The organism is Burkholderia sp. PAMC 26561 (assembly GCF_001557535.2).
In the GTDB taxonomy this organism is placed as follows: Bacteria; Pseudomonadota; Gammaproteobacteria; order Burkholderiales; family Burkholderiaceae; genus Caballeronia.
The window spans coordinates 767,170-790,483 of record NZ_CP014315.1 but is presented as its reverse complement, the minus strand read 5'-3'; the positions used below and the strand labels follow the sequence as shown (position 1 = coordinate 790,483).

Annotated in this window: 16 protein-coding genes; 15 read left to right on the top strand and 1 reads right to left on the bottom strand. The window is 59.2% G+C overall.

Annotated elements, in window-relative coordinates; translation table 11 throughout:
• Window positions 1-66 precede the first annotated feature (66 nt).
• On the bottom strand, window positions 67-828 hold the full coding sequence (locus AXG89_RS38260) for an SDR family oxidoreductase (protein ID WP_075360386.1): 762 nt from the start codon (window positions 826-828) through the stop codon (window positions 67-69).
• A 1,156-nt stretch (window positions 829-1,984) separates the two neighbouring features.
• Between AXG89_RS38260 and AXG89_RS43970 the strand changes: the two genes are divergently transcribed.
• From AXG89_RS43970 to AXG89_RS38185, 15 genes are all read left to right on the top strand, one after another.
• Window positions 1,985-4,327: a hypothetical protein gene (locus AXG89_RS43970; protein ID WP_236873692.1), complete on the top strand. Its 2,343-nt coding sequence runs from the start codon at window positions 1,985-1,987 to the stop codon at window positions 4,325-4,327.
• Window positions 4,324-5,019 (top strand): hypothetical protein, encoded by a 696-nt coding sequence (locus AXG89_RS38250; protein WP_075360317.1) that lies wholly within the window; start codon window positions 4,324-4,326, stop codon window positions 5,017-5,019. The genes AXG89_RS43970 and AXG89_RS38250 overlap by 4 nt, the downstream gene beginning before the upstream one ends.
• A gap of 1,762 nt (window positions 5,020-6,781) precedes the next feature.
• Complete coding sequence (locus tag AXG89_RS38245; RefSeq protein ID WP_075360316.1) at window positions 6,782-8,056, top strand: efflux RND transporter periplasmic adaptor subunit; 1,275 nt, start codon at window positions 6,782-6,784, stop codon at window positions 8,054-8,056.
• 18 nt (window positions 8,057-8,074) lie between these two features.
• Complete coding sequence (locus AXG89_RS38240) at window positions 8,075-11,194, top strand: efflux RND transporter permease subunit (RefSeq protein WP_075360315.1); 3,120 nt, start codon at window positions 8,075-8,077, stop codon at window positions 11,192-11,194.
• Window positions 11,191-14,526, top strand: a complete 3,336-nt coding sequence (locus AXG89_RS38235) for an efflux RND transporter permease subunit (protein ID WP_075360314.1) — start codon at window positions 11,191-11,193, stop codon at window positions 14,524-14,526. The genes AXG89_RS38240 and AXG89_RS38235 overlap by 4 nt, the downstream gene beginning before the upstream one ends.
• Window positions 14,523-15,986 (top strand): efflux transporter outer membrane subunit, encoded by a 1,464-nt coding sequence (locus AXG89_RS38230; protein WP_442861792.1) that lies wholly within the window; start codon window positions 14,523-14,525, stop codon window positions 15,984-15,986. The genes AXG89_RS38235 and AXG89_RS38230 overlap by 4 nt, the downstream gene beginning before the upstream one ends.
• Before the next feature lie 135 nt (window positions 15,987-16,121).
• Complete coding sequence (locus AXG89_RS38225; protein ID WP_075360312.1) at window positions 16,122-17,138, top strand: LacI family DNA-binding transcriptional regulator; 1,017 nt, start codon at window positions 16,122-16,124, stop codon at window positions 17,136-17,138.
• 24 nt (window positions 17,139-17,162) lie between these two features.
• Window positions 17,163-18,107 (top strand): ABC transporter substrate-binding protein, encoded by a 945-nt coding sequence (locus AXG89_RS38220; RefSeq protein ID WP_062002207.1) that lies wholly within the window; start codon window positions 17,163-17,165, stop codon window positions 18,105-18,107.
• A 6-nt stretch (window positions 18,108-18,113) separates the two neighbouring features.
• Complete coding sequence (locus AXG89_RS38215; RefSeq protein WP_075360311.1) at window positions 18,114-18,887, top strand: ATP-binding cassette domain-containing protein; 774 nt, start codon at window positions 18,114-18,116, stop codon at window positions 18,885-18,887.
• On the top strand, window positions 18,884-19,891 hold the full coding sequence (locus AXG89_RS38210) for an ABC transporter permease (RefSeq protein ID WP_075360310.1): 1,008 nt from the start codon (window positions 18,884-18,886) through the stop codon (window positions 19,889-19,891). Before AXG89_RS38215 ends, AXG89_RS38210 begins: the two co-directional genes overlap by 4 nt.
• Window positions 19,888-20,535 carry a TenA family protein gene (locus AXG89_RS38205; protein ID WP_086386590.1) on the top strand — a complete coding sequence of 216 codons (648 nt, stop codon included), beginning with the start codon at window positions 19,888-19,890 and terminating at the stop codon, window positions 20,533-20,535. The genes AXG89_RS38210 and AXG89_RS38205 overlap by 4 nt, the downstream gene beginning before the upstream one ends.
• A 21-nt stretch (window positions 20,536-20,556) precedes the next feature.
• Window positions 20,557-21,402 carry a BtpA/SgcQ family protein gene (locus AXG89_RS38200; RefSeq protein WP_062002211.1) on the top strand — a complete coding sequence of 282 codons (846 nt, stop codon included), beginning with the start codon at window positions 20,557-20,559 and terminating at the stop codon, window positions 21,400-21,402.
• Window positions 21,399-22,292: a ribokinase gene (locus tag AXG89_RS38195; RefSeq protein WP_075360308.1), complete on the top strand. Its 894-nt coding sequence runs from the start codon at window positions 21,399-21,401 to the stop codon at window positions 22,290-22,292. The genes AXG89_RS38200 and AXG89_RS38195 overlap by 4 nt, the downstream gene beginning before the upstream one ends.
• 148 nt (window positions 22,293-22,440) lie before the next feature.
• Window positions 22,441-22,701, top strand: a complete 261-nt coding sequence (locus AXG89_RS38190) for a hypothetical protein (protein WP_062002213.1) — start codon at window positions 22,441-22,443, stop codon at window positions 22,699-22,701.
• A gap of 151 nt (window positions 22,702-22,852) precedes the next feature.
• Complete coding sequence (locus tag AXG89_RS38185; protein WP_075360307.1) at window positions 22,853-23,302, top strand: ester cyclase; 450 nt, start codon at window positions 22,853-22,855, stop codon at window positions 23,300-23,302.
• The last annotated feature ends 12 nt before the right edge of the window (window positions 23,303-23,314 follow it).

The following is a 23,314-nucleotide window of genomic DNA, read 5'->3' as shown; positions in this document are numbered from 1 at the left end:
CGAGGTGTAGGGGCACGGCTCGATCGAAGAAGTCGCGGCACTGCTTATTTCGCCCTGCCTTGCCGCTCACTTGCCGCCAGTGACATCGAGGAACGTGCCGGTGATGAAGGAAGCCTCTGCGCTTGCCAGCCACAGGATCGCGCGCGCGACCTCTTCCGGCTGACCGCCTCTTCCCATCGGGATCGACTCCTTGACACGATCCACCCGTCCCGGCTCGCCGCCGCTGGCATGCATTTCGGTGTAGATGTGCCCGGGGCGAACGCAGTTGACGCGTATTCCATCGCGTGCGACTTCCTTTGCAAATCCGATAGTGAATGTCTCGACGGCGCCCTTCGATGCAGCGTAGTCGACATATTCATTCGGGCTACCGAGCCGGGCCGATGCCGACGAGATGTTGATCACGGAGCCCCCCCGTCCGTTGTGACGATAGGACATGCGCTTCACCGCTTGCTGGGCACAGAGAATCGGGCCGATCGAGTTGACTGCGAAGACCCGCTGCATCCGCTCGAAACCGAGGTCCTCCAGGCGGGATTGCTGCGCGATGATGGCGGCGTTGTTCACCAGTACATCGATCCGGCCGAACTCCCGGTCGATCGCGGCGAATAGCTGAACGACCTGTTCCGGGTCTGCGCTGTCCGCGCGCACGGGCAACGCCCGGCGCCCCAGCGCTTCCACGTCAGCCGCCACCGCAAGGGCGGCGGACTCGTTGGAGACGAAACTTATCGCTACGTCGTAGCCTTGTGCGGCCGCAAGACGCGCAGTCGCCGCGCCTACGCCACGGCCTCCGCCCGTTATCAGAATCAGCGGTGTCTGCGAGACTGTATCCATCTGGTGAACCTTCATGGTGGCGGGAATGATCACGGGCCGGAAACGGTGGCGCATCGGCGGCGTCGGCCGGCCCACTTCGAAACTGGCGAGGACTAGAATAACGATGGCGTGACGCGTTGACAAAGCAGATTAAGTCCCGGCCCGGGTTAGAAAAACTCTTTCGATGGAAGGCGTCCTGCCCGAATGAAAGCGGATGGTCTAACTTACACCGTGGTACTTACGGACATGATCAACTTGGCTGGCACGATCGGCGATGGATCAGTGGACCAACCGTTGACTACAAATTCGGCGCGGCCCCCAGCTGTAGTTAGCCTTGAGCTGGATCAAAGTAATCACCCGGCGCCGGCGGCACCCAAGCCGTAGCTGACTCTCGCCCGGCCTAAGCTAGCGTCAGATTCCGTGCGGCTCGTCATGCAGCTCGTTTTTCAATCGAGTCAAGGACCATTCTTCTATCGACTGGTTCGAGGGATTCGACCACTAAACCGCAGTGATACGCAATTGCTCCGCTGCTCGAAGGATTCGACGAAGTTCGACAGGTATCTCCTATGAAACAGTCAGGAAAACTTGGTGGAACATGGCGAAAACCTCTAGCCGGATTTTGACGATTTCCGCACGAGCGCCAAAATACTTTTTGAACATTAGCACGATCAAACTTAGCCCAATCTCAGTAAATTCCTAAAGACAGGCCACATGAAAATAAAGTTCAAATTCGCGGCCGAGCTATTCAAATCTTTTGTGAAACAGATTATTGTCCGAACCCAATGTCATTTGTGGATTGCGGGGGCGACGCTCGCCTAGCATCAGTAAAGTCATACAACCCGATAGTATAGGATACCGAATGAATTTTTCTTCGAATCAAACCGAGATTTATCAAAGCACCACCTCCCGCGTGACGGCCTCCCGGGCTTATCCCCGTGAAGCGCCGAGTGCGGCGAACAACAAGGATATTTCGGTGGTCTTGCGGTGAACGCGGTGAGGGCCTACGGCCGAGGATCCAGCATCAGGATTGCGGCGGCGTCGTTCACCTTCGAGGGTCCGGGCACTTTCGAAGCATCGCTTCCCAAGTTGCCCGATAGCACCTTGAACATCTCCTCGTCCTATATCACGTCGCGCTAAGCCTATGATAATCAGTCCACCCTTCCTGCCTGAGACTGGCGTGAGCGCACCGAGTGCGGCCATTGTCGATCCAATGATGGACGCCGCCGACAAGCTTGAACTTGCCCATGGCATTTATCCAGTCGCAATGGACCGGCGCTGGCACACAGGTGCGCATCTGGCTCCCTCGCTGCTCAATGAGAGAGTCCGTGCGATCGCCGATGGCGAGGTCATCGCTTATCGAGTGTGCCAACATGCCATCGAAGGAAGTCCTGGTTCGGCCGACAGCAGCGCTGGCTTTGTCCTGCTCAAGCACACAACGGAAACGGGCGACGGTCGTGTATTGACGTTCTACTCGTTATACATGCACTTGCTGGAATTCGATCGATTCAATGACTACGGAACGCCGTTGAGTGCTCTCCCGTCCTTCCTCCAGGCCTGCTCGCCCGGTCCCGATACCCATCCGCCGACGGCGCCTCCGGCTCAACCCGGCAAAGGCCTGAAGGTACATCGCAAGGACGTGCTAGGGCTCACGGGCACCTGCCACGGTCAGCGTCATTTGCATTTCGAAATCTTCATGACGAGGTCTGATTTCAATGCCTATTTCGGCGCGACACAGTTGGGGAAGGCGCAGCTCACCACGCCGACAAAGCCAGACTGCTGGGGCAGCACTTACTACGTTATCAGTGGCGAGTACAGTTTTTATCGCGTGCCTGTCGATCAAGCGATGACCCGTGACAACCAGTTGCACGGCATCGCGTTCAGCGCGAAGACCGACGGAAGATTGCCAGCAAACCACACGCTGTACGTCGAGGTCTATTTTCACCTCGGACAGCGTTATACGAGATCATGGCTTGATAAAGGCGATGGCCACCCCGTTTTAATCACCCGCTCTCCTGTGGCTGACTCGACCGTCGACTACGAATACGATCTGTACAAGCGCGCCACCGCGCTCTATCCGGCGTGTCCCAGCGACGGCTACGAGATGTTGAGATTTGGCCGAATACTGAGCACACCTGCCACATTGCAGGACCCTGCCAACCGCGCGACGTGGATCTCCGTGGTGTTCGATGAGGCTGGTACGCAGGGGTACGTGAACGTTGCCGACAATGCGATCCAGAAACTGTCCGACGCCGATTTCCCATTCTTCACCGGATGGAAAAGGCTGAGTGAGGATCAAGCACCATTCGATGCAGACGGTCTGTGCGACATCGACTCGTTGAAGAGACTGCTAGGCGATGCCAACGCGGAAGCTGCCGGGGCCGCCAACAATGCTCCGGCCACCGCCACTAGAAACGTGCGCGAAGAGGAAGAGCGACTTATCGCTTACGTCAAATCGCACACCGACGTACGAAAACAATTACGTGGACTTGTGTGTGAGGCGCCGAGCGAATGGGATAGTTCAAACCACGAGGCGCGCTACGCGAGGCTTAAGCAAGCAGGTGAGTTCTATGAGAACAATCCGAAGGGATATGCGCAGTTCATGCGTCTGCTCGATCAGTTTCAATTCTGGGGCAGTACGGGATTGCCCGCTGGTGAGAAGCTGTGGTTCTTTCATCCGCTTGAGTTTATTCGGCATTTTAGGAAGTGTGGATGGTTTAGTTTGAGAGAACAAATTCAGTTGTTGCCGCGACGGTCGATGCCGGCTGCTGGCGGCCTGATATCCTGGGATCTAAGCAAAGCGCGATTTACGGCCGGAGCAAACAGCGAAGGCGGAAGTGCGCCCCCGCGGATGGGTGCAGCGCTTAATGGGACGCTTCGAAAATATGGGTTCAACAGTAGTCTGCGCAAAGCGCATTTTTTTGGCCAAGTATTTAAAGAAACCGGGGCTCTACGATCCACCGTCGAAATCGGCGACGTCACCTACTTCACAAAAATGTATGAGAGGTACACACCCGAAGATGCAGCGTCAGACTTCGACCGTAAGAGAGATTGGCTCGCGCGTCTTGGTTTTCTAAAGAATCGAGATCGTTCAACATACATCGCCCAACGTCCGCATGAAATTCATGCCAAAGCCGTGTCCAATGGAAACGTGCAGCTTGGCGATGGCCCTCGTTTCTGCGGACGCGGTTTGATTCACTTGACTTGGCGAAACAATTACCAAGCTTATGGCCGTTACCGCGCCAAGGACTTTACCACCGACCCAAACCCGACGCTGCTGCAATCTGACTCGGATGTTGTGTCCGATTCAGCAGGCTATTTCTGGGCTATGGCCGGGATTAGTCGGAAGGCTGACCACGGTCCAAGCAACCTAGACGTTCAAGCCTGCTTTCGACTAGTCGGAGGTGCAGGAGGCTTATTAGAGCGACAGCAGTTCTTTCGTTTTACCTATTTCATCCTTAATGATCAACCAAATATGCCCGCCGATGCAGGCTTAGCGCGTCAAACGGAGAGCGAGCAATGATTCGCCATGTCATCAAGGTCACTTTGTGTTTTTTTTGTGCGGTCGCCTTCGCACAAAAAACGGACGATTCTATGCCTCCTCGCGTTGTTGAAATGACTTCAACCGTCATGAAGGCGGCAAAGCAATGTGGCATGTCGATAAGCGTCCCTAATTTGAAAAGCGTTTCCGACCAGCTAATCGGGTTCCGATGTACGGGTTTGTCCAAAGATGGTGGTCCAGCCATCATGGAAATGGACTTTCAATATGATCCAAACTTCAATGCACGAGGTGGCGATAACATCAGCTTTGTGATCGAAAATATTGGTTTAGATGAAAGAATGACTGCTAAACGGGATAGCGTACTTCGACTTAAACCCAATCAAGCGTTACCGGTCCTCAGCGCAGATTCCTCTTATAAAGAGTCGAATTGCGGCGCCCGCGTGGCGCGCACTAATGTGCTACCAGTTCAGGGCAATAACTGGCACGGCTGGATAGCTGAGGAAACTTTCGCTAAGCCTCGTGGTCGCTGCAAACCGATTAAGGAATATACATCCCGCTATCGCTGCGTACACATGATGCTCGGCAACGATAAAATGACCGCCCAGTTGGACGGTGTATGCCTGCTGCGAAAGCGGGAACTTAGCTTAAAGAATGGGTTTAGTTATGACTTATTCATGGACATGCTCAAGACGCTCCGTTTCGAGAACGAATAGTTAAGAGCTTGAACGCTATCTCTAGCATCCAACAGATGATTACCGAGCTTATTCGAAATTTGAGCAAGTGCGCGTGCCATTTACGTTCGAGCAAGGCAACGAAAAATCTAGGAACTACGCTAATTCCGAGGTACGGTATATCTGCGAATTGGATCCAACGGGAATTTCCGCAGTCGACGTCGTTCCAGTAAAGTTGGCGATAATTCCAGGAGCAGCGGAGAGCGGAACCTACGTAGCCAAAAAATCCAAACAAAGGCCGGCGGAAAAGCGGTGTTTTTTGAGAAGCGCCTAAATCGGAAGCGAGCAATACACGAAGCGTTAATTCGACAAGCCAGAAAATTTTTCCGTTGCTGCCTGACATTGAGAGGGGGCGTCGCGCAGGCAACCGAGACAAAAGCCACTAAATCGACGAGCTATCGGAGCGTGGGTTCAACCATTGTTTTCAAAACGGCTTATCATCAACGTCATGCTAACTAGCAGAAACGCATATGGAAATCAAGTTAAGATCTGACATCAGTGCGCTAATTGTGTCGGGAACATCTTATATTCTACGAAAAACCTTGGAAACGTGCGTTCGAGGTGCCGCATTTCGTCCAAAGCCGGCGGCTCCCATGTCGGAATTTTATCGGGTGTAAATTTTCTTGCGGGGCTTTTACGCGTCCCTTGTGCCACTAGATTTGCATCCACCTAGCTCCGCGGTCGTAGTCGGCAAGCTTGGCTCAGATAAGTATTTGGTCACGTTGGCTGGGTCCTATCGCATTAAGATTTCAATTGGGAAATCGCGCCGAGAAGCGATCGGTGAGGTTCATCCACGTATTCCACTGACGGCGACTATGTCGCTTCAGATGCGATCGACTGCAAGCCGACTGCGTATCCCGGGGCAAAAGATCCACGTTCCGCTATCGCTGCGTTCATGTCATGCTCGGCAACGATAAGATGACCGCCCAAATTGACGGTGTATGTCTGCTGCGCAAGCGAGAAGTTAACTTAGAGAACGGGTTTAGTTACGACCTGTCCATGGACATGCTAAAGACGGTTCGTTTCAGGGACGAATAATTTTGTAAGGCATCAAAGCGCGGCAGGCCATTTATTAGCCCAAGGCGAGCCCCAGTAACGCATTTGATGCGGGCTCATATCAGCTACAGGCGTTATCGACCAGTTAGCACCTGAAGCAAAAAATCTCGCCCCGCCAGCCAGACCAAATCTAACGAAACTGCGACCTAAGCATCTCATGCAGTTGGGCGGGACGTTGCAACATGAACATCACACGCGTCCGGAACTTATCAGAACCTCGTAAGCGCGTTGTCGCGCCGCTACGACGATCGCTGTCCACCCTGACAGTGGAGCCATAAATAACTTGTCGGCTGTGCATTCTGATGCACGGTCGGTTGCCGTTTGATTCTGATCTTGAAATTCAAGTGACAGGAGAGTTGGTAGGAAAAGCTGCTGTCGACTTTGACCATCGCTTGACCTGGCACAAATACGTTACTGTCGCCTTCCAAACTCCAATTCGTAACAAAACGCAATGTTCCGGTAACCAGATTGGCGCCATCGATTGATACGATCTGGAGATGCGCGAAACTCGATCAATGGTTTTCCGCATGCCTTTAGTAATTACTTCGTAATGCATATTGTATTGCCGTTGTAATTTTATGATCCGGTGATAGCTGCACCCGAGGCCTGTGCCAAGCCGCCATGAGTCGAAGCCCGTAATCTCGATTCAATCGGTGCGTAATATTTTTGAGATGTTGCCAAGGTCTTTATGACGCCATCCGAACAAAGTATTGAATCCCCGAAGCCAGGCAAGCACCCGCGTTTGCTGCGAATAGTCGTTGTAGTTGTAATCCTTGCGCTGATCGCGGTCGTTGTCGTGCACTTGCTCCGCGCCAAAAAGGCCCCTCGTCCTACGCCGCCGCAAGTGGTCAGCGTGGCCACGGCGAGCACGGGTTCGATGCCTGAGGTCCTCAGCGAACTCGGCACGGTGACGCCTACCGCGACGGTCACGGTGCTGCCGCAACTGAGCGGCTACCTGACCGCTGTCGGATATCACGAAGGCCAGGACGTGCAGAAAGGCCAGTTCCTCGCGCAGATCGACCCGCGCCAGTACGAAATCGACAAACAACAAGCCGAGGCGACGCTGGCCAAAGACCGCGCCGCCCTGGCGCAGGCACGCGCCGACCTCGTCCGCTTCACGCAGCTCAACGAACGCAAGTCGATTGCCGAGCAGACTTTTGCCGACCAGCAGTTCCTCGTGCAGCAGGACGAAGCGGCGGTCAAGGTCGACCTTGCCAACATCGCGCAATTCGATCTCGATCTGGCGTATTGCCACATCACCGCACCGGTCTCCGGGCGCGTCGGCCTGCGTCTGGTCGACCCGGGGAATTACGTCACGGCGTCATCGTCGCCGGGGATCGTCGTGATCACCACCATGAAACCCACCACGGTTCAGTTCACAGTGCCGCAGGATTCCCTCGCGAACGTGCTGCAACGCATGAACGGCGGCGCACGCCTGCCGGTCACCGCCTACAGCAGCGACAACTCGCGGGAGATCGCAACCGGAACCCTGTATGCGGTCAGCAACCAGATGGCGACGAGCACGGGCACCGTGACGTTGAGAGCGACCTTCCCCAATGACGATGAAGCGCTGTTCCCAAGCGAGTTCGTCAACGTCAAATTGCTGGTCGATACACTGCAGAACGCCGTGCTGGTGCCCACGCCGGCAGTGCAAAGCGGCGCGCCGGGCGACTACGTGTATCTGGTGAACGCCAACAACACGGTGTCGGTTCACAAGGTCGCGCTCGGCCCGAGCGACGGCAAGAACACGGTGATCACGTCAGGTCTTGCAGCGGGCAATATCGTGGTGACGGACGGCACTGATCGTCTGAGCGATGGCGCAAAGATTCAGGCGGCTGCGGCAAAGCCCGCTTCGGGCGTCGCGACCGGTGAGCCCCCTGCAAGCGGCGCGCAAGCTCAGCATAGACACGCCCAAGCCGGCGCGTCTGGCGCGGCCGCTGCCTCCGCGCAAGCTGCTTCGTAGTATCGGACCCATGCGCCGATGAACATTTCCCGCCTGTTTATTCTCCGACCGGTAGCCACGCTGCTGCTGATGATCGCCCTCGTGCTGGTGGGCCTCATCGCGGTGCGCGTCCTGCCGGTTTCGTCGCTACCCAACGTCGACTATCCGACCATCCAGGTGCAGACGTTTTATCCGGGGGCCAGTCCGGATGTGATGGCAACCACCGTCACGGCGCCGCTCGAAGTGCAACTGGGCGAGATTCCCGGCCTGCAGCAGATGACGTCGTACAGCTCGGACGGCGCGTCGGTCATAACGTTGCAGTTCGACTTGTCGCTGAATCTCGATATCGCGCAGCAGAATGTCCAGCAGGCCATCAACGCTGCCAACAGTTTTCTGCCGACCGGCTTGCCGGCGCCGCCAACCTACGCCAAGGTCAATCCGGCGGACCAGCCGATCCTGACGCTCGCGGTCACCTCCCCGTCGATGTCGCTCACGCAACTGGAGGACGCCACCAACAATCGCCTCGGCACCAAGATTTCGGAAGTATCGGGCGTGGGCGTGGTCACCACGAGCGGCGGCAACGTGCCGGCCATCCGCGTGGAAGCGGACCCGCAAAAGCTCGCCGCCTACGGCCTCAACATAGACGACCTGCGCACGTTGCTGAGCTACGTCAACGTGAGCCAGCCAAAGGGCAATTTCGATGGCCCCGACCTCGACTACACCATCAACGGCAACGACCAGATATCCGATCCGAAGGACTACCTGAACACGGTCGTCGCGTATCAGAACGGCGCGCCGGTGTTCATGCGCGACGTCGCGAAGGTGACCCAGGCGCCGCAGGACGTCGAGCGCGGCGCCTGGTACAACGGCACGCCGGCGATCATCTTGAACGTGCAGCGCCAGCCTGGTGCGAACGTGATCGCGACCGTCAACCAGATCACGAAGCAGTTGCCGCAGCTCGAATCCACGCTGCCGGCGGGCATGAAGGTCACGGTTGTATCGGACACGACGGGCGTGATCCGTTCATCGGTATCCGATGCCGCGTTCGAACTCCTGCTCGCCATCGTCCTCGTGGTGGCCGTGATCTTCGTGTTCCTGCGCAACGTGCCGGCCACGATCATTCCGAGCATCTCGGTGCCGGTATCGCTGATCGGCACGCTGGCGGTGATGTACCAGTTGAACTATTCCATCGATAACCTCTCGCTGATGGCGTTGATCATCGCGACCGGCTTCGTGGTCGATGACTCGATCGTGATGATCGAGAATATCGTGCGTTATCTGGAGGAAGGCAGGACGCCGCTCGAAGCGGCGCTCGAAGGCGCCGGGCAGATCGGCTTCACGATTCTCTCGCTGACCATCTCGCTGATCGCGGTGCTGATTCCGCTGCTCTTCATGGGCGGCGTGATCGGGCGCCTGTTCAGCGAATTCGCGGTGACGCTCGCGGTGACCATCGTGCTGTCGGCAGTGGTTTCACTGACAGTCGTGCCCATGCTTTGCGCGCGGCTTCTGCGCGCCCAGGCGCAACGTCATCCGAGCCGTTTCGAGCGCATCAGCGAAGGGCTCTTCGATAAAACCCTCGCCGGCTACGAACGCGGTTTGCGCTGGGTGCTCGACCACCAGATGCTCACGCTGATGGTCGCGATCGGCACGGTCGTGCTGACCGGCGTGCTGTATGTGGTGATCCCGAAGGGTCTTTTCCCGACCCAGGATATCGGCGTGATCGAGGGGATCAGCGTGGCCGACAACTCGGTGTCGTACAAGGCGATGGTCACGCGTCAGCGCGCACTCGCGGACGCCATCCTGAAAGACCCCGATGTCACGTCGCTGACCTCTTATGTCGGCATCGACGGCACGAATTCCACGCTGAACAACGGGCGTTTCCTGATCAACCTGCGCGATCGCGACAAGCGTTCGGACACGGCGCAAGAAATTGCGCGGCGTTTGCAGCAAGAGGTCGCCAATGTGTCGGGCATCAAGCTTTACATGCAACCTGAGCAGGATCTCACGCTCGACACCACGGTCTCGCCGAACCAGTACAGCTTCGTGCTGCGCGGACCGAGCCAGCAGGCGTTCCAGAAGTACGTGCCGGAACTCGTCGACCGGCTGAAGCAGATTCCGTCGCTGGCCGACGTGCAAAGCGACATGAACACTGACGGCCTGAGTGTGAACGTGGAAGTGAACCGGCAACTGGCGGCGCGCTTCGGCATCACACCGGCGACCATCGACAACGCGCTGTACGACGCGCTCGGCCAGCGGATCGTCTCGACGATCTTCCAGCAATCGGATCAGTACCGCGTGATCCTCGTTGCGAGACCTGAGTCGCTGCCCAATGTCGCATCCATAGGCAACCTGTACCTGCCGAGCCAGACGAGCAGCACGGGACAAGTGCCGCTCTCTGCAATTGCCAAGATCCAGATCGTCAAGTCGCCGCTCGTGATCAGCCATCTCGCGCAGTTCCCGGCCGTCACGATCTCGTTCAATCTCGCGCCGGGCGCGTCGCTGAGCACGGCGGTCGCGCGCATTCACGAGGTGGAACAGGCGGTCAAGCTGCCGCCATCCATTACGTCGTCGCTGCAGGGCGCGGCGCAGGCGTTCCAGGACTCGTTGTCGAGCGAGGTGTATTTGCTGATCGCCGCGCTGGTGGCGGTGTATATCGTGCTGGGGGTGCTTTATGAGAGCTTCATCCATCCGGTGACGATTCTTTCCACGTTGCCATCGGCGGGTATCGGCGCATTGCTCGCGTTGATGATCGCGGGCAGCGACCTGGATGTGATCGGCATTATCGGCATTGTGTTGCTGATCGGCATTGTGAAAAAGAACGCGATCATGATGGTCGACTTCGCGCTCGACGCCGAACGCAACCATGGCAAATCGCCGCGCGATGCGATCTTCGAGGCGTCGCTGCTGCGCTTCCGGCCAATCCTGATGACGACGCTCGCCGCCATGCTCGGCGCGTTGCCCATGTTGCTCGGCAGCGGCACGGGCTCGGAGCTGCGCCGCCCGCTCGGGCTTGCGATCATCGGCGGATTGACGGTGAGCCAGATGCTGACGCTTTTCACCACGCCGGTCATCTACCTGTTCTTCGACAGGATCGCCGAGCGCGTCAGGAACCGGCGCAAGCGCAACCTGCCTGAAGCGCCCGCGGAGCAGGCGCCGTGAACATCTCGGCGTTATTCATCCGGCGCCCGGTCGCGACCACGCTTCTGGCGATCGCAATCCTGATCTCCGGCGCGCTTTCGTACTTCCGGCTTCCGGTCGCGCCGTTGCCGAACATCGCGTTTCCGGTGATCGTGGTGCAGGCCAACATGGCCGGCGCGAGCCCGAACATCATGGCCTCTACCGTGGCCGAACCGCTCGAACGGCGGCTCGGCACGATTGCGGGCGTGGAAGAGCTGACGTCGATCAGCTACGTGGGTTCATCGATGATCGTGGTCGAGTTTGCGCTAAACCGCGACATCAACGGCGCCGCTCGCGATGTCGAGGCGGCCATCCAGGCCGCGCGCGCCGACTTGCCGTCGACCTTGCGCGCCAACCCGACTTATCGGCAATACAACCCGGCGGACTCGCCGATCATGGTGCTTGCGCTGACGTCCGATACGCTCACCAAGGCGCAGCTTTACGATTCAGCGGATTCGGTGATCCAGCAGCAACTTTCGCAAGTGAACGGCGTGGGCCAGATCACGCTGGGCGGCGGCGCGTTGCCTTCGGTGCGGGTCGAGTTGCAGCCGGGCAAGCTGAGCAGCTACGGGATCGGTCTCGAAGATGTACGCGCGGCAATCTCGGCGGCCAACGCCAACAGCGCCAAGGGCCATCTCGACCAGGGCGACCAGCGTTACGTGGTTGTATCGAATGACCAGATCACGAAGGCGGCGCCCTATCGTCAGCTTGTGATCGCCTACCGGAACGGCGCGCCGGTGCTCCTGAGCGATGTTGCCCAGGTGCGCGACTCCAACGAGAACATCCGCAACGCCGGGCTCTTCAACTCGAAGTCGGCGGTGCTCGTCATTGTCTACCCGATGCCCGGCAGCAACATCGTGAGTACGGTCAGGCAGATCAGGAACGTGCTGCCTTCGATCGAGGCGACGCTGCCGAGCAGCGTGCATGTCAACGTCGCGATCGACCGGTCGGAATCGGTGCGCTCGTCGGTGGGCGATACCGAGCGGACCCTGTTCATCGCCGTGCTGCTGGTGGTCGGCGTGGTGTTCGTATTCCTGCAGTCGCCGCGCGCCACGCTCATCCCGGCAGTGGCGTTGCCCATATCGATCGTCGGCACGTTCGGGCCGATGTACCTGCTTGGCTACAGCATCGACAATCTGTCGCTGATGGCGCTGACCATCGGCACGGGCTTCGTGGTCGATGACGCCGTCGTAGTGCTGGAAAACATCGTGCGCCACCTGGAACTCGGTCTCAGTCCAATAGAAGCCGCGCTGAAAGGCAGCGCCGAAGTGGGCTTCACGGTGATATCGATGAGCTTGTCGCTCATCGCCGTGTTCCTGCCGATCCTGCTGATGCCGGGCATCGTGGGATTGCTGTTCCATGAGTTCGCCGTCGTGCTTTCGATTGCGATCCTGATCTCGCTCGTGATCTCGCTCACCGTCACGCCAGCCATGTGCGCGTACGTCCTGAGCCGCGAGAACGCGGGGCATGCCAAGGCGCGATGGGCAGGCTGGGTCGAGCGGCAGTTCGACCGCTTCAAGAACGCCTATGCGCGTTCGCTCACGGCCGTGCTCGATCATTCGCTGCTGGTGATCCTGTTGCTGATCGGCTTGCTGGTCGCCAACGTGTTCCTGTTCAAACTCGTGCCGGCCACGTTCTTTCCCGAACAGGACACGGGCATCCTGATCGGGCAGATCATCGCGGACCAGAGCATTTCCTTTCCCGCGATGGAAAAGAAGCTCGCGCAGTTGCAGCAGATCGTGCAGAAGGACCCGGCGGTTCAGTCGGTGGCAGGGTTCACCGGCGGCCGCGCGCTGAACACGGCGAATGTATTTATTGAACTGAAGCCGCTCGGGCAGCGTCACGTGACCGCGACCGAAGTGGTCAATCGCCTGCGGCCGAAGCTTAACCAGGTCTCCGGCGCGCGGCTCTTTGTCCAGGCGCAGCAGGATCTGCGGATCGGCGGACGGCAGTCGGCGGCTGAATACCAGTACACGCTGACGAGCGATGACTCCGCCGCGCTGTTTGCTTGGACGCCGAAGCTCGTGACCGCGCTCAACAAGGACCGCAGCGCCCTGCTCGATGTCAACTCCGACCTCCAGCAAAACGGCCTGCAGACCTACGTCAACTTCGATCGCGCGACCGCCGCGCGCTACGGCTTCGCGCCCAACCAGATCGATAACGTCCTGTACGATGCGTTCGGCCAGCGCACGGTATCGACTATCTATAACGCGCTGAACCAGTACTTCGTGGTGATGGAAGTCGCGCCGCAATACTGGCAATACCCGGAGACGCTCAAGCAGATTTTCCTGAGCACGGCGGCGGGCAATCCGACCGGCAGCCAGCAGACGCAGATGCCGGGCGCAACGGTCAAGGGCGTGACAGCGGCGAGCGCGGTCGGCGCGGCATCGAGCACGTCGAGCACCAACTCGCTGAACTCGAACGCGCAAGCCAACGCGACCACGAACAGCATTTCCAACAGCAAGGGCGGCAGTTCGAGCGGCAGCGCGGACAGTACAACGGCTGAGACCATGGTGCCGCTGCCCGCGCTCTCCAGCTACGTGAGCAACCATACGTCGACTCAGGTCAATCACCAGAGCGGACTGGTCGCCGCGACGATCTCGTTCAACCTGCCGCCGGGCGGATCGTTGAGCCAGGCCCAGGAGGCGTTGCAAAATGCAGCACGCGAGATCGGCATGCCGGCGAGCATCCATGGCGCGTTCGCGGGCGCGGCGCAAGCCTACGCGCAGTCGATGGGCACCGTTCCCCTCCTGATCATCGCCGCGCTGGGGGTGGTGTATATCGTGCTCGGCGTGCTTTATGAAAGCTCGATCCACCCGCTGACGATTCTTTCGACACTGCCATCGGCGGGAATAGGCGCCACCCTCGCGCTGCTGATCTTCGGCACGCCGTTCTCGGTGATCGCGCTGATCGGCATTATCTTGTTGATCGGCATTGTGAAGAAGAACGGGATCATGATGGTCGATGTCGCCATCCAGTTGCAGCGCCACGAAGGCATGCCGGCGCGCGATGCAATTCACGCCGCCGCGGTGGTCCGTCTGCGCCCGATCATGATGACCACCTTCGCCGCCGTGCTCGGCGCAGTGCCGCTCGCGATCGGTATTGGCCAGGGGGCATCGCTGCGCCAGCCGCTCGGTATTACCGTGATGGGCGGTTTGATCGTGAGCCAGGTCTTCACGCTTTACACCACGCCGGTGATCTACCTGTACCTGGACCGGTTGCGTTTCAAGCTCGTCAAATGGTCGTCCGGTCTGCCGTGGAACCGGCAGGAAGAGCAAGCGGACAGCCTCGGGCAATCAGATACAAAGGCATGACGATGAAGATATCCTCCAAACCACTCGCCGCCGCAGCGGCCCTGCTGCTGGGCGGCTGCATGGTCGGCCCGGATTACCATCGGCCGCAAGTCAGCGTGCCGGCGACCTTCCGTGAATTGCCCGGCTGGACCCAGGCTCGACCGGACGCCGATGGTCCCAAGGGCGCATGGTGGACCGGCTTCAACGATCCGCTGCTCGATCAGCTTGAACCGCTCGTGGCGGTATCGAACCAGACCGTGCGGCAGGACTATGCTAATTATCAGGAAGCGCTCGCCGAGGTGAAGGTGGCTCGCTCCGCCCTGTTTCCAACCTTAGGCGTGACCGGCTCGGGAACCCGCCAGCGCAGCGGGACGGGGACCTCGAGTGCGAGTTTGGGCCGCGGTATTGGCAATATTCAGACGGTGAGCAATTCCGGTTCGCTCGAAGGCAATGTGAGCTGGGCGCCTGATTTGTGGGGTTCGGTGCGGCGCACGATCGAACAGAATGCCGCCACCGCGCAGGCGAGCGAGGCGACGCTCGCGAACGCGACGCTCTCCGAACAGATCGCGCTTGCGACGGCCGTAATTCAATTGCGTACCAGCGACGCCAACATCGATTTGCTGCAGCAAACGGTCAAGGTATATCAACATTATCTGGACGTGGTTGCCGACCAGGACAAGTTCGGTATCGTTCCGCCTTCCGACGTACTGACTGCCCGCGCCCAACTCGAAAACGCGCAGTCGAGCCTGATCGCGCTTGGCGTGGCGCGCGCCCAGAATGCGCATGCAATTGCCGTGCTGGTGGGCAAGAACCCGGAAGACCTCGACATCCCGCACAGCACGACGATGCCAACCCTGCCCGCCATTCCGGTAGGCGTTCCGTCGACCTTGTTGCAGCGCCGCCCCGACATCGCGACGGCAGAGCGCCAGATGGCGTCGCAGAATGCGGCGATCGGCGTGGCAGTGGCGGGGTATTACCCCACTGTATCGTTATCGGCGCTGGACGGCTTCACGCAGTCGCCGTTGGGCGGCTTGCTGCACGTGGCCAACTACGTCTGGTCGCTCGGCGGCAGCGCGACCGAAACGCTGTTCGACGGCGGCGAGCGCAGCGGCGAAGTCGCCGCCGCGAAAGCGGCGTATCAAGCGGCGGTGGCCAACTATCGCGGCACGGTGCTGACCGCCTTCGAGGACGTGGAAAACGACCTCTCCGGCCTGCGCATCCTGGCCGAACAGTCCGACACGCTCGATTCCGCCGTGCGCGACGCAAGCCGCGCCGCCGAGATTGCGTTCAACGAGTATCAGGCGGGAACCGTTGACTACACGACAGTCGCGACCGCCCAGGCAACGCAGTTGAGCAGCCAGCAAACGGCGCTGAACGTGCAGCAGTCGCGTTTGCTCGATGCAGCGTCGCTGATAGGCGATCTCGGCGGCGGCTGGTCGGACAGCCTGCTGCACGATGCACGCACTGCGACCGCCCCTTGACCGATAGCGGACAACCCCTTGCAGTAGCTAACGTTTCAAACCTGCGCCCCCCCATCTCAAATTCCGCTTGACATCGGTTTTATGACGAATTTCAATACGAAAGCGGTTTAGTAAAGCGCTTTCGTAGAGGTCGAGGTGGCAAAAACCAAGTTGGGAGCAAGCCTGAGCGATGTCGCGTCGGCCGCCGGTGTTTCGCCGTCGACCGTATCGCGTTACCTCAACGCGGGCATCAAGTTGCCCGCATCGACCTCCGAACGGATCGATGCAGCAATCAAGACCTTGCGTTATGTGCCCAATCCTCTCGCCCGAAGCCTGGGGCGGGGCCGGTCGGACACGGTGGGGCTCGTCATTCCCGACATTGCCAATCCGTTTTTCGCGTCGCTCGCGTCCGCGGTCGAGCAAGCAGCGGAGGAGCATGGTCAAGGGGTTCTGTTGAGCGCAACGTCGAACAGTGCGGCACGTGAAGTGGAATACGTGTCCCGCATGCTGCGCAACCGCGTGAGCGGCCTTTTGTTCGTAAGCGGACATCACAACTCGAGTGACCTCGCCGAAACCCTGGCTGCTGCGCCGGGCCTGATCCTGATCGATGAAGACGTACCGGGCATCGATTGTTCGAAGGTCTTTTGCGATAACGAGAACGGCGGCCGGCTGGCCGGGCAATACCTGGCGTCCGTCGGGCACAAGCGGATTGCGTTTATTGGCGGACCCGAGAAGCTGCGCAGCACGACTGAACGGCTGACCGGCTTGCGCGAAGCCGCGGAAGAAAACGGCGCAAACGTCGTCATGACGTGCTTCGGCAACTATTCGCCGGAGTTCGGCCGGCAGGCGGCGGCGCAGATCCTGCAGTCGAGCGAAGAGCCAACGGCGGTTTTTGTTTCAAGCGGAGAGATAGCGTTTGGTTTGCTGGAGGCGCTGCAGGCGGCGGATATTGCCATTCCGGAGCGCCTGTCTCTCATCGTTTTCGACGATGCCGGGCCGTTGCATCTGTTTAATCCCGCATTGACCGCAATACGGCAGCCCATCAGGGAGATGGGAAGAAAGGCAGTGGAGCTCGCGTTGGCGGAGTCGGACGAGAACGCCGCGTTCGTCGAGTTCTTGCTGCCTGTTGAACTGATTGTCCGTGCTTCGGTCACGGCACCCAAAGCAACCTGAACATCCAACCTTAAAGGCGAGAAAATGCTGAACCAACTTCGTGGGAAAGTGCTTCGCAAGATAACCTTAGGATTACTACTGACGGCATCCTTGCCTGCGCTCGCGGCTCAGACGTACAGTCTCATTCTCATCAACCAGCAAGCCACCTACTTCAATCAGATGCGCGAGGGCGCGCAGAAGCAGGCCGACAAGCTCGGTGCAAAGCTGATTGTCTTCAATGCCAACGACGTTCCAAGCGCACAGAACAATGCGCTGGATGACTACATCCAGCAGAAGGTCGACGGAATAGCGGTCGATGCAATCGACGTGAATGGTCTGCGATCCTCGGTCAAGGCAGCGGCGGCGGCCGGAATAACGGTCGTGGGCATCGACGCCGTACTGCCGCCGGGACCTCAGAAAGCGCAAGTGGGCGTGGACAACGCCGTAGGCGGAAAGCTGATCGCCGACTATCTCGCCAAGTATGTCCAGGCGAATCTCGGCGGAAAGGCCCGGGTCGGCGTGGTCGGCGCCCTGAGTTCCACGATCCAGAATTCCCGCCAGAAAGCATCTATCGATGAACTGGCGAAGTCGCCCGGAATTTCCATCGCCGGGATTGTGGATGGACGCAACAGCCAGGATGTCGCGCTTTCTGCGGCGGAGAATCTCATTACGGCTAACCCGGATATCAATGTCATCTATGCAACCGGCGAGCCAGCCATGCTTGGCGCCATCGCGGCGATCAATGCACAAGGCATGAACAAGAAGATCAAGGTCGTCGGATGGGACCTTGCGTCGGAAGTCATCCGGGGAATCGACAACGGGGTCGTGCTGGGTGTCGTGCAACAGGACCCCGCTGCCATGGGCCGCGCTGCGATTCAGGCGCTTAACGACGTCCATGAAGGGAAAACCGTTCAGACCACGATCTCAGTGCCGCTCGCTGTCGTCACGAAGGCGAACGTCGATCCTTATCGTGCTGCCTTCAAAAAGTGACCGGATATGGAACAGCTTGAAACTCAGGAACGCGCGGACCAGGCGCTTGGCCAGCCCGTACTTTCATTGCGCGACATCAAGATTTCGTTTGGCTCGTTCCAGGCACTGCGCGGCGTCGACCTCGACTTGTACCCCGGCGAATGTCTCGGCCTGATCGGAGACAACGCAGCGGGAAAGTCGACGCTCACGAAGATCATGGCCGGGACCTACATTCCGGACAGCGGAGACATATTGGTGGGAGGGGAGCCCGTCAAGCTGACCAGCCCCGCCGATGCGCGTGCGCGTCACATCGAAATGGTCTATCAGGACCTGAGCTTGTGTGACGCTATCGATGTCGCCGGCAATCTTTTTCTCGGACGCGAGCTTTGCAACAAGGGCTTTCTGAAACGAAGCGCAATGCTCGAAGAGGGAAAACGGCTCTTGTCAAATCTCAAGATCCGCATTCCTGACCTGAGCGCGAACGTCGAGCAGCTTTCGGGCGGTCAGCGCCAGGCGATTGCGATTGCGCGAGCGGCATCGTTCGAACCGCGCGTGTTGATCATGGACGAGCCCACCTCGGCGCTTGCCGTTGCCGAAGTCGAGGCCGTGCTCGCGTTGATCAATCGCGTAAAGGCGCAAGGTGTGTCCGTCGTGCTGATCACTCACCGGCTTCAGGATCTCTTTCGCGTATGCGACCGGATCGCCGTCATGTACGAGGGCACGAAGGTCGCCGAGCGCCGGGTGAAAGATACGACGCTGGAAGAGCTGGTTCAATTGATCGTTGGGGAGCAGCACCGATGAGCACCTCCATTTATACCGAGCGGGAAAAAGGCTCGAAGTACAGGGACATGCTTCTTGCACATGCGCAGGTCGCATCGATTGCGGTGTTCTTTATTGCATGCTGCATCCTGTTCAGTGCCGCAACGCCCACCTTCCTGACCACTGCCAACCTGCTGAACATTCTCAGGCAGCTTGCGCCCATGCTGGTGGTCGCGATTGCAATGACGTTTGTCATTGCCACGGGAGGTATCGACCTGTCCGTGGGCTCAGTTGTCGCATTGACGAATTCGCTCGCTGCGATCCTGATGCAAGCCGGTCTCTCGTGGCCTGTCGCTATTCTTGTGACGATACTGCTGGGCGCAGTCATTGGTCTCGTGCAGGGCTGGTTTTCTGCGAGCCAGGCGATCCCGTCATTCATCGTCACGCTTGCCGGGCTTTCCACGTTGCGCGGCATCGCGCTGTATTCCACTCAGGGATTCTCGATACCCATTGAATCAGGAACGGGCTTTGACTTCTTCGGAGCCGGCGCGCTCGCGGGCATTCCGGTGCCGGCCATCATCGCGATTATTGCGGCCTTGATTGGCTACATCACGATCAACCGTACGCGGTACGGCCGCCAGGTCATTGCCGTCGGTTCGAACGCCGAGGCGGCACGCCGCTCCGGCATGCCGGCGCTGCGCATCAAGGCATCGGTATTCGTGATCTCCGGCGCTGCGTCCGCTATAGCGGGGCTGATGCTCGCGTCGCGTTTGGGATCGGGCTCCTCGAATGCGGCATCCGGATTCGAACTCGATGTCATCGCGGCGGTGGTGCTGGGCGGCACTTCGCTGATGGGCGGACGCGCGACGGTGGTCGGCACGGTCCTCGGCGCACTGACAATCGCAACGCTTGGAAACGGACTGATCCTCTTGCATGTATCGCCCTTCTTTACCCAGATCGTGACAGGGGTGATCATCCTTCTTGCAATCTGGTCGAACACGCGCGTCTTCAGCAAACTGCGCACGGCAAAAAAAGGAAAGAAATGATGGAGCTTCAATCCCATTCAAACCAGTTGCGAGAAAAGAACCTGGCCCTTTGGAACGAGATGCAGGCGCATGCGTTCGTCGAAGACATCAAGAACGATTCGCTTGCAAAAAACGTGTTTCACAACTATCTTCGATACGAACATTTGTTTGTCGAAACCGCCATCACGATCTTTGGCTACGCGCTCGTCAAGGCGCCGGATCTCGGCAGGAAGCGTTGGCTTTCGGGCGTGCTGCACGCTTTATCGACTGAGCAGATTCCTTATTTCGAAGCCGTGTTCGACGCACTGGATGTGCGTCCTGTTTCGGACCTCGATACCCTGCCCGCCCGCGTTGTTGCATTCAACTCCGGCATGCTCGAGATCGCGGCAAACGGGTCTTACCACGACGTCGTCGTCGCGATGATGTGCGCCGAGTGGATGTACGCCGAGTGGTGCCAAGCGGCGGCGCGCGCTCACATCGCGGATCCAAACGTCAGGGCCTGGGTCCTGCTGCACACCGACATCGCCTTCCTCAATCAAGCCGCGTGGCTCAAGAACGAGATCGACACCCTCCCTGCCGCCAAGTTCGATTTCGGGCGTGCAAACGAGATCTTCTCCAAAGCCCTTTCGCTTGAAATCGGCTTCCACAGCGCCGCGTACGAATAGTCGTCAACCAGGGATACATGTATGTCGCACAAGCTCGTTTTGAATGAAAAACCCAATGCCATCGCCACGCTGTTCGGCCGCAAGAAAGCGGTCATCGGCATGCTTCATTGTCTTCCGCTGCCCGGCTCCGCGCGCTACGACGGAGAGCGGATGGAGGACATCATCGCCTTCTCATGCAACGAAGCGCGTCTGCTCGTGGAAGGTGGCGTCGACGGACTGATGGTCGAGAACCACGGCGATATTCCGTTCAGCAAGCCGGACAGTATCGGCCCGGAAACGGTTGCGGCAATGACCATGATTACCGAAGCCGTCAAACGCACGGTGAAATGCCCTGTCGGCATCAACGTGCTCGCGAACGGCGCAATCCAGGCGCTTGCAATTGCCAAGGCGGCGTCGGCGTCGTTCATTCGTGTGAACCAGTGGGCGAACGCATACGTGGCCAATGAGGGCATTGTCGAGGGTCCCGCCGCGCAGGCGACACGTTACCGCTCGTGGCTGCATGCAAGGGACATCAAGATCTTCGCCGACGTCCACGTGAAGCACGGCGCGCACGCCATCACGGGCGACCGCTCGATCCCCGAACTCGCTCGCGACGTGGAATTCTTCGATGCCGACGCAGCCGTGGCGACGGGCCAGCGAACGGGCGACTCCGCGCAACTCGATGAACTCGCGGCTATCGGCAAGGGAACGTCGCTGCCCGTGGTCGTTGGATCGGGCGTCACGCCGGCGAACATTGGCGACATGTTTTCCATTGCCGATGCCGTCATCGTTGCGAGCTTCCTCAAGAAAGACGGGCTGTGGTGGAACGACGTCGATCGAGATCGCGTGCATGAATTCATGGCCGCTGCAAACAAGGCCCGTTCATGAAACGTGTGTTCGTGGTGGGCAATGCAGTGTCGGATGTGACGCTCAATGTCCGGCGCGCACCGCGCCCGGGCGAGTCGGTTCTGGCGCAATCGATCGCTCGCGCACCCGGTGGAAAGGGGCTGAATCAGGCGGTGGCGGCGCAGCGTTCGGGCGCGAAGGTCGTGTTCGTCTCGGCAATAGGCGGTGATGCTGCCGGCATCGAGATCGAGAACGCGCTGCTTCGAGAAGCGTTCGACGATCTGCGTCTGATCAAATTGTCTTGTGATACGGATGTCTCGATCCTCACGGTGACCGCCGACGGCGAGAACTCGATCATCACCACGATCGGTTGCACGCAGGCGAGCAGCGCGGAACGTCTCACGGCGTCTCTATCAGACGTTCAAGCGGGAGACTACGTGCTGATGCAAGGCAACCTGTCTCTTGCCAGCACCAACGCGGTCGCCGATCTGGCTCGCGCGCGCAGCGCGAAAGTCGTGATCAACGCCGCGCCGTGGCACTGGGACAGCACCGAAGCGCTTGAGAAGTGCGACGGTGTCATCGCGAACGAGGGCGAAATCCTGGACATCGCAAAAGGTGTCGACGTAAAGGATTCGGCGGCGTGGTTGCAGGCGAAGGTGCCGGCTTGGGTGATCGTGACCCTGGGCGCTGAAGGGTGCCTGCTTTCGACGCACGAAGGCGCGTCGAACTTCGCGGCACGGCCGGTAAAAGCCTCCGATACATCCGGTGCGGGCGACGTTTTCTCAGGGGTGCTGGTCGGCTCGCTTGCGCGAGGCGCCTCGCTCGACGACGCCATCCAGGCAGGGCAGCGCGCCGCCGCGCTGACGGTCGGGCGGACCGGGACGTTCAGCGCGATTCCGTCGGTGGAAGAAATGCAGGACATCGTTCGATAGCGGGAATTTACGGTAATCTGAAAGGACCGCTGCGCGTTGGTAAAGGGCCGGCAAACGCGAGTAACATGCAGCTTTATCTACTCAGTCACATGCCTGTTGCGCGCCGGCCGGGCCGGCGAATGCGGTCCGTACAGTCAGGCGCCCTGCTATGCCAGAAAACCCACAAAAACCTGACATCGATACCGCCAGACGACAAAAGCGCTGGCAGCCGTCCCAGGCCGTGCGCCATATCCTGATGGTGATCGCGGGCTTCGTCGCCCTCGTTGCGGTCTCCAGCGTCGTGCTATATCACACGGTCTTGTACGGCGATGCGATAGAAAATTTCGGCATCGTCATGATGCTGACCGTGCCCGTGATCGCCGCCGTCGCGTTTCGCGTGGCGCTGGATAGCTGGCTTGATCGGGAATGAAGCGTTGGTTTCATCATGCTGGTTCTCCGTAGTGATTCTTCGAGTGTTGCAGCAAGAAACGAGACGCTGGTGCATGCCTGCATCGATAGTCTTCAGGCAAGGAGAGGCGAACGTGCTTCTCTTTCCCGAGCACATTCAATGAGGAATCACCATGTCCAGGCAAGATGACAACAAGGCTATCGTCGGCCGCTGGTTCACCCGTTTTTGGGGCGCGACCTGCGACCTCGGTATCGTCGATGAACTCGCTGCACCCGACATGATCCTGCAGTATTCGCTGCACGAGCCGCGCCGTGGCCGCGAGGACATCAAGTCGTTCATGACCGGTTTTCGCGCCGCATTCCCGGATCTCAACTTTTGGGGCACGGCCGATCTGATCGCGGAAGGCGATTACGTGGTCGGCCGCTGGGAAGGCGGTGGCACGCACACCGGTCAGGCGTTCGATGACTTTCTCATCGGCGCACTGCCTGCCGCGACCGGCCGGACAATGCGCTTCACGGGGACGACCGTGCTCCGGCTGCAAGGCGGCATGATCGTTGAAGAGACCGGTCTGGACGATGGCGTGACTGCACTGCAGCAGCTAGGGCTGATCGAGGCGGCGTGATCGTTTTCATGG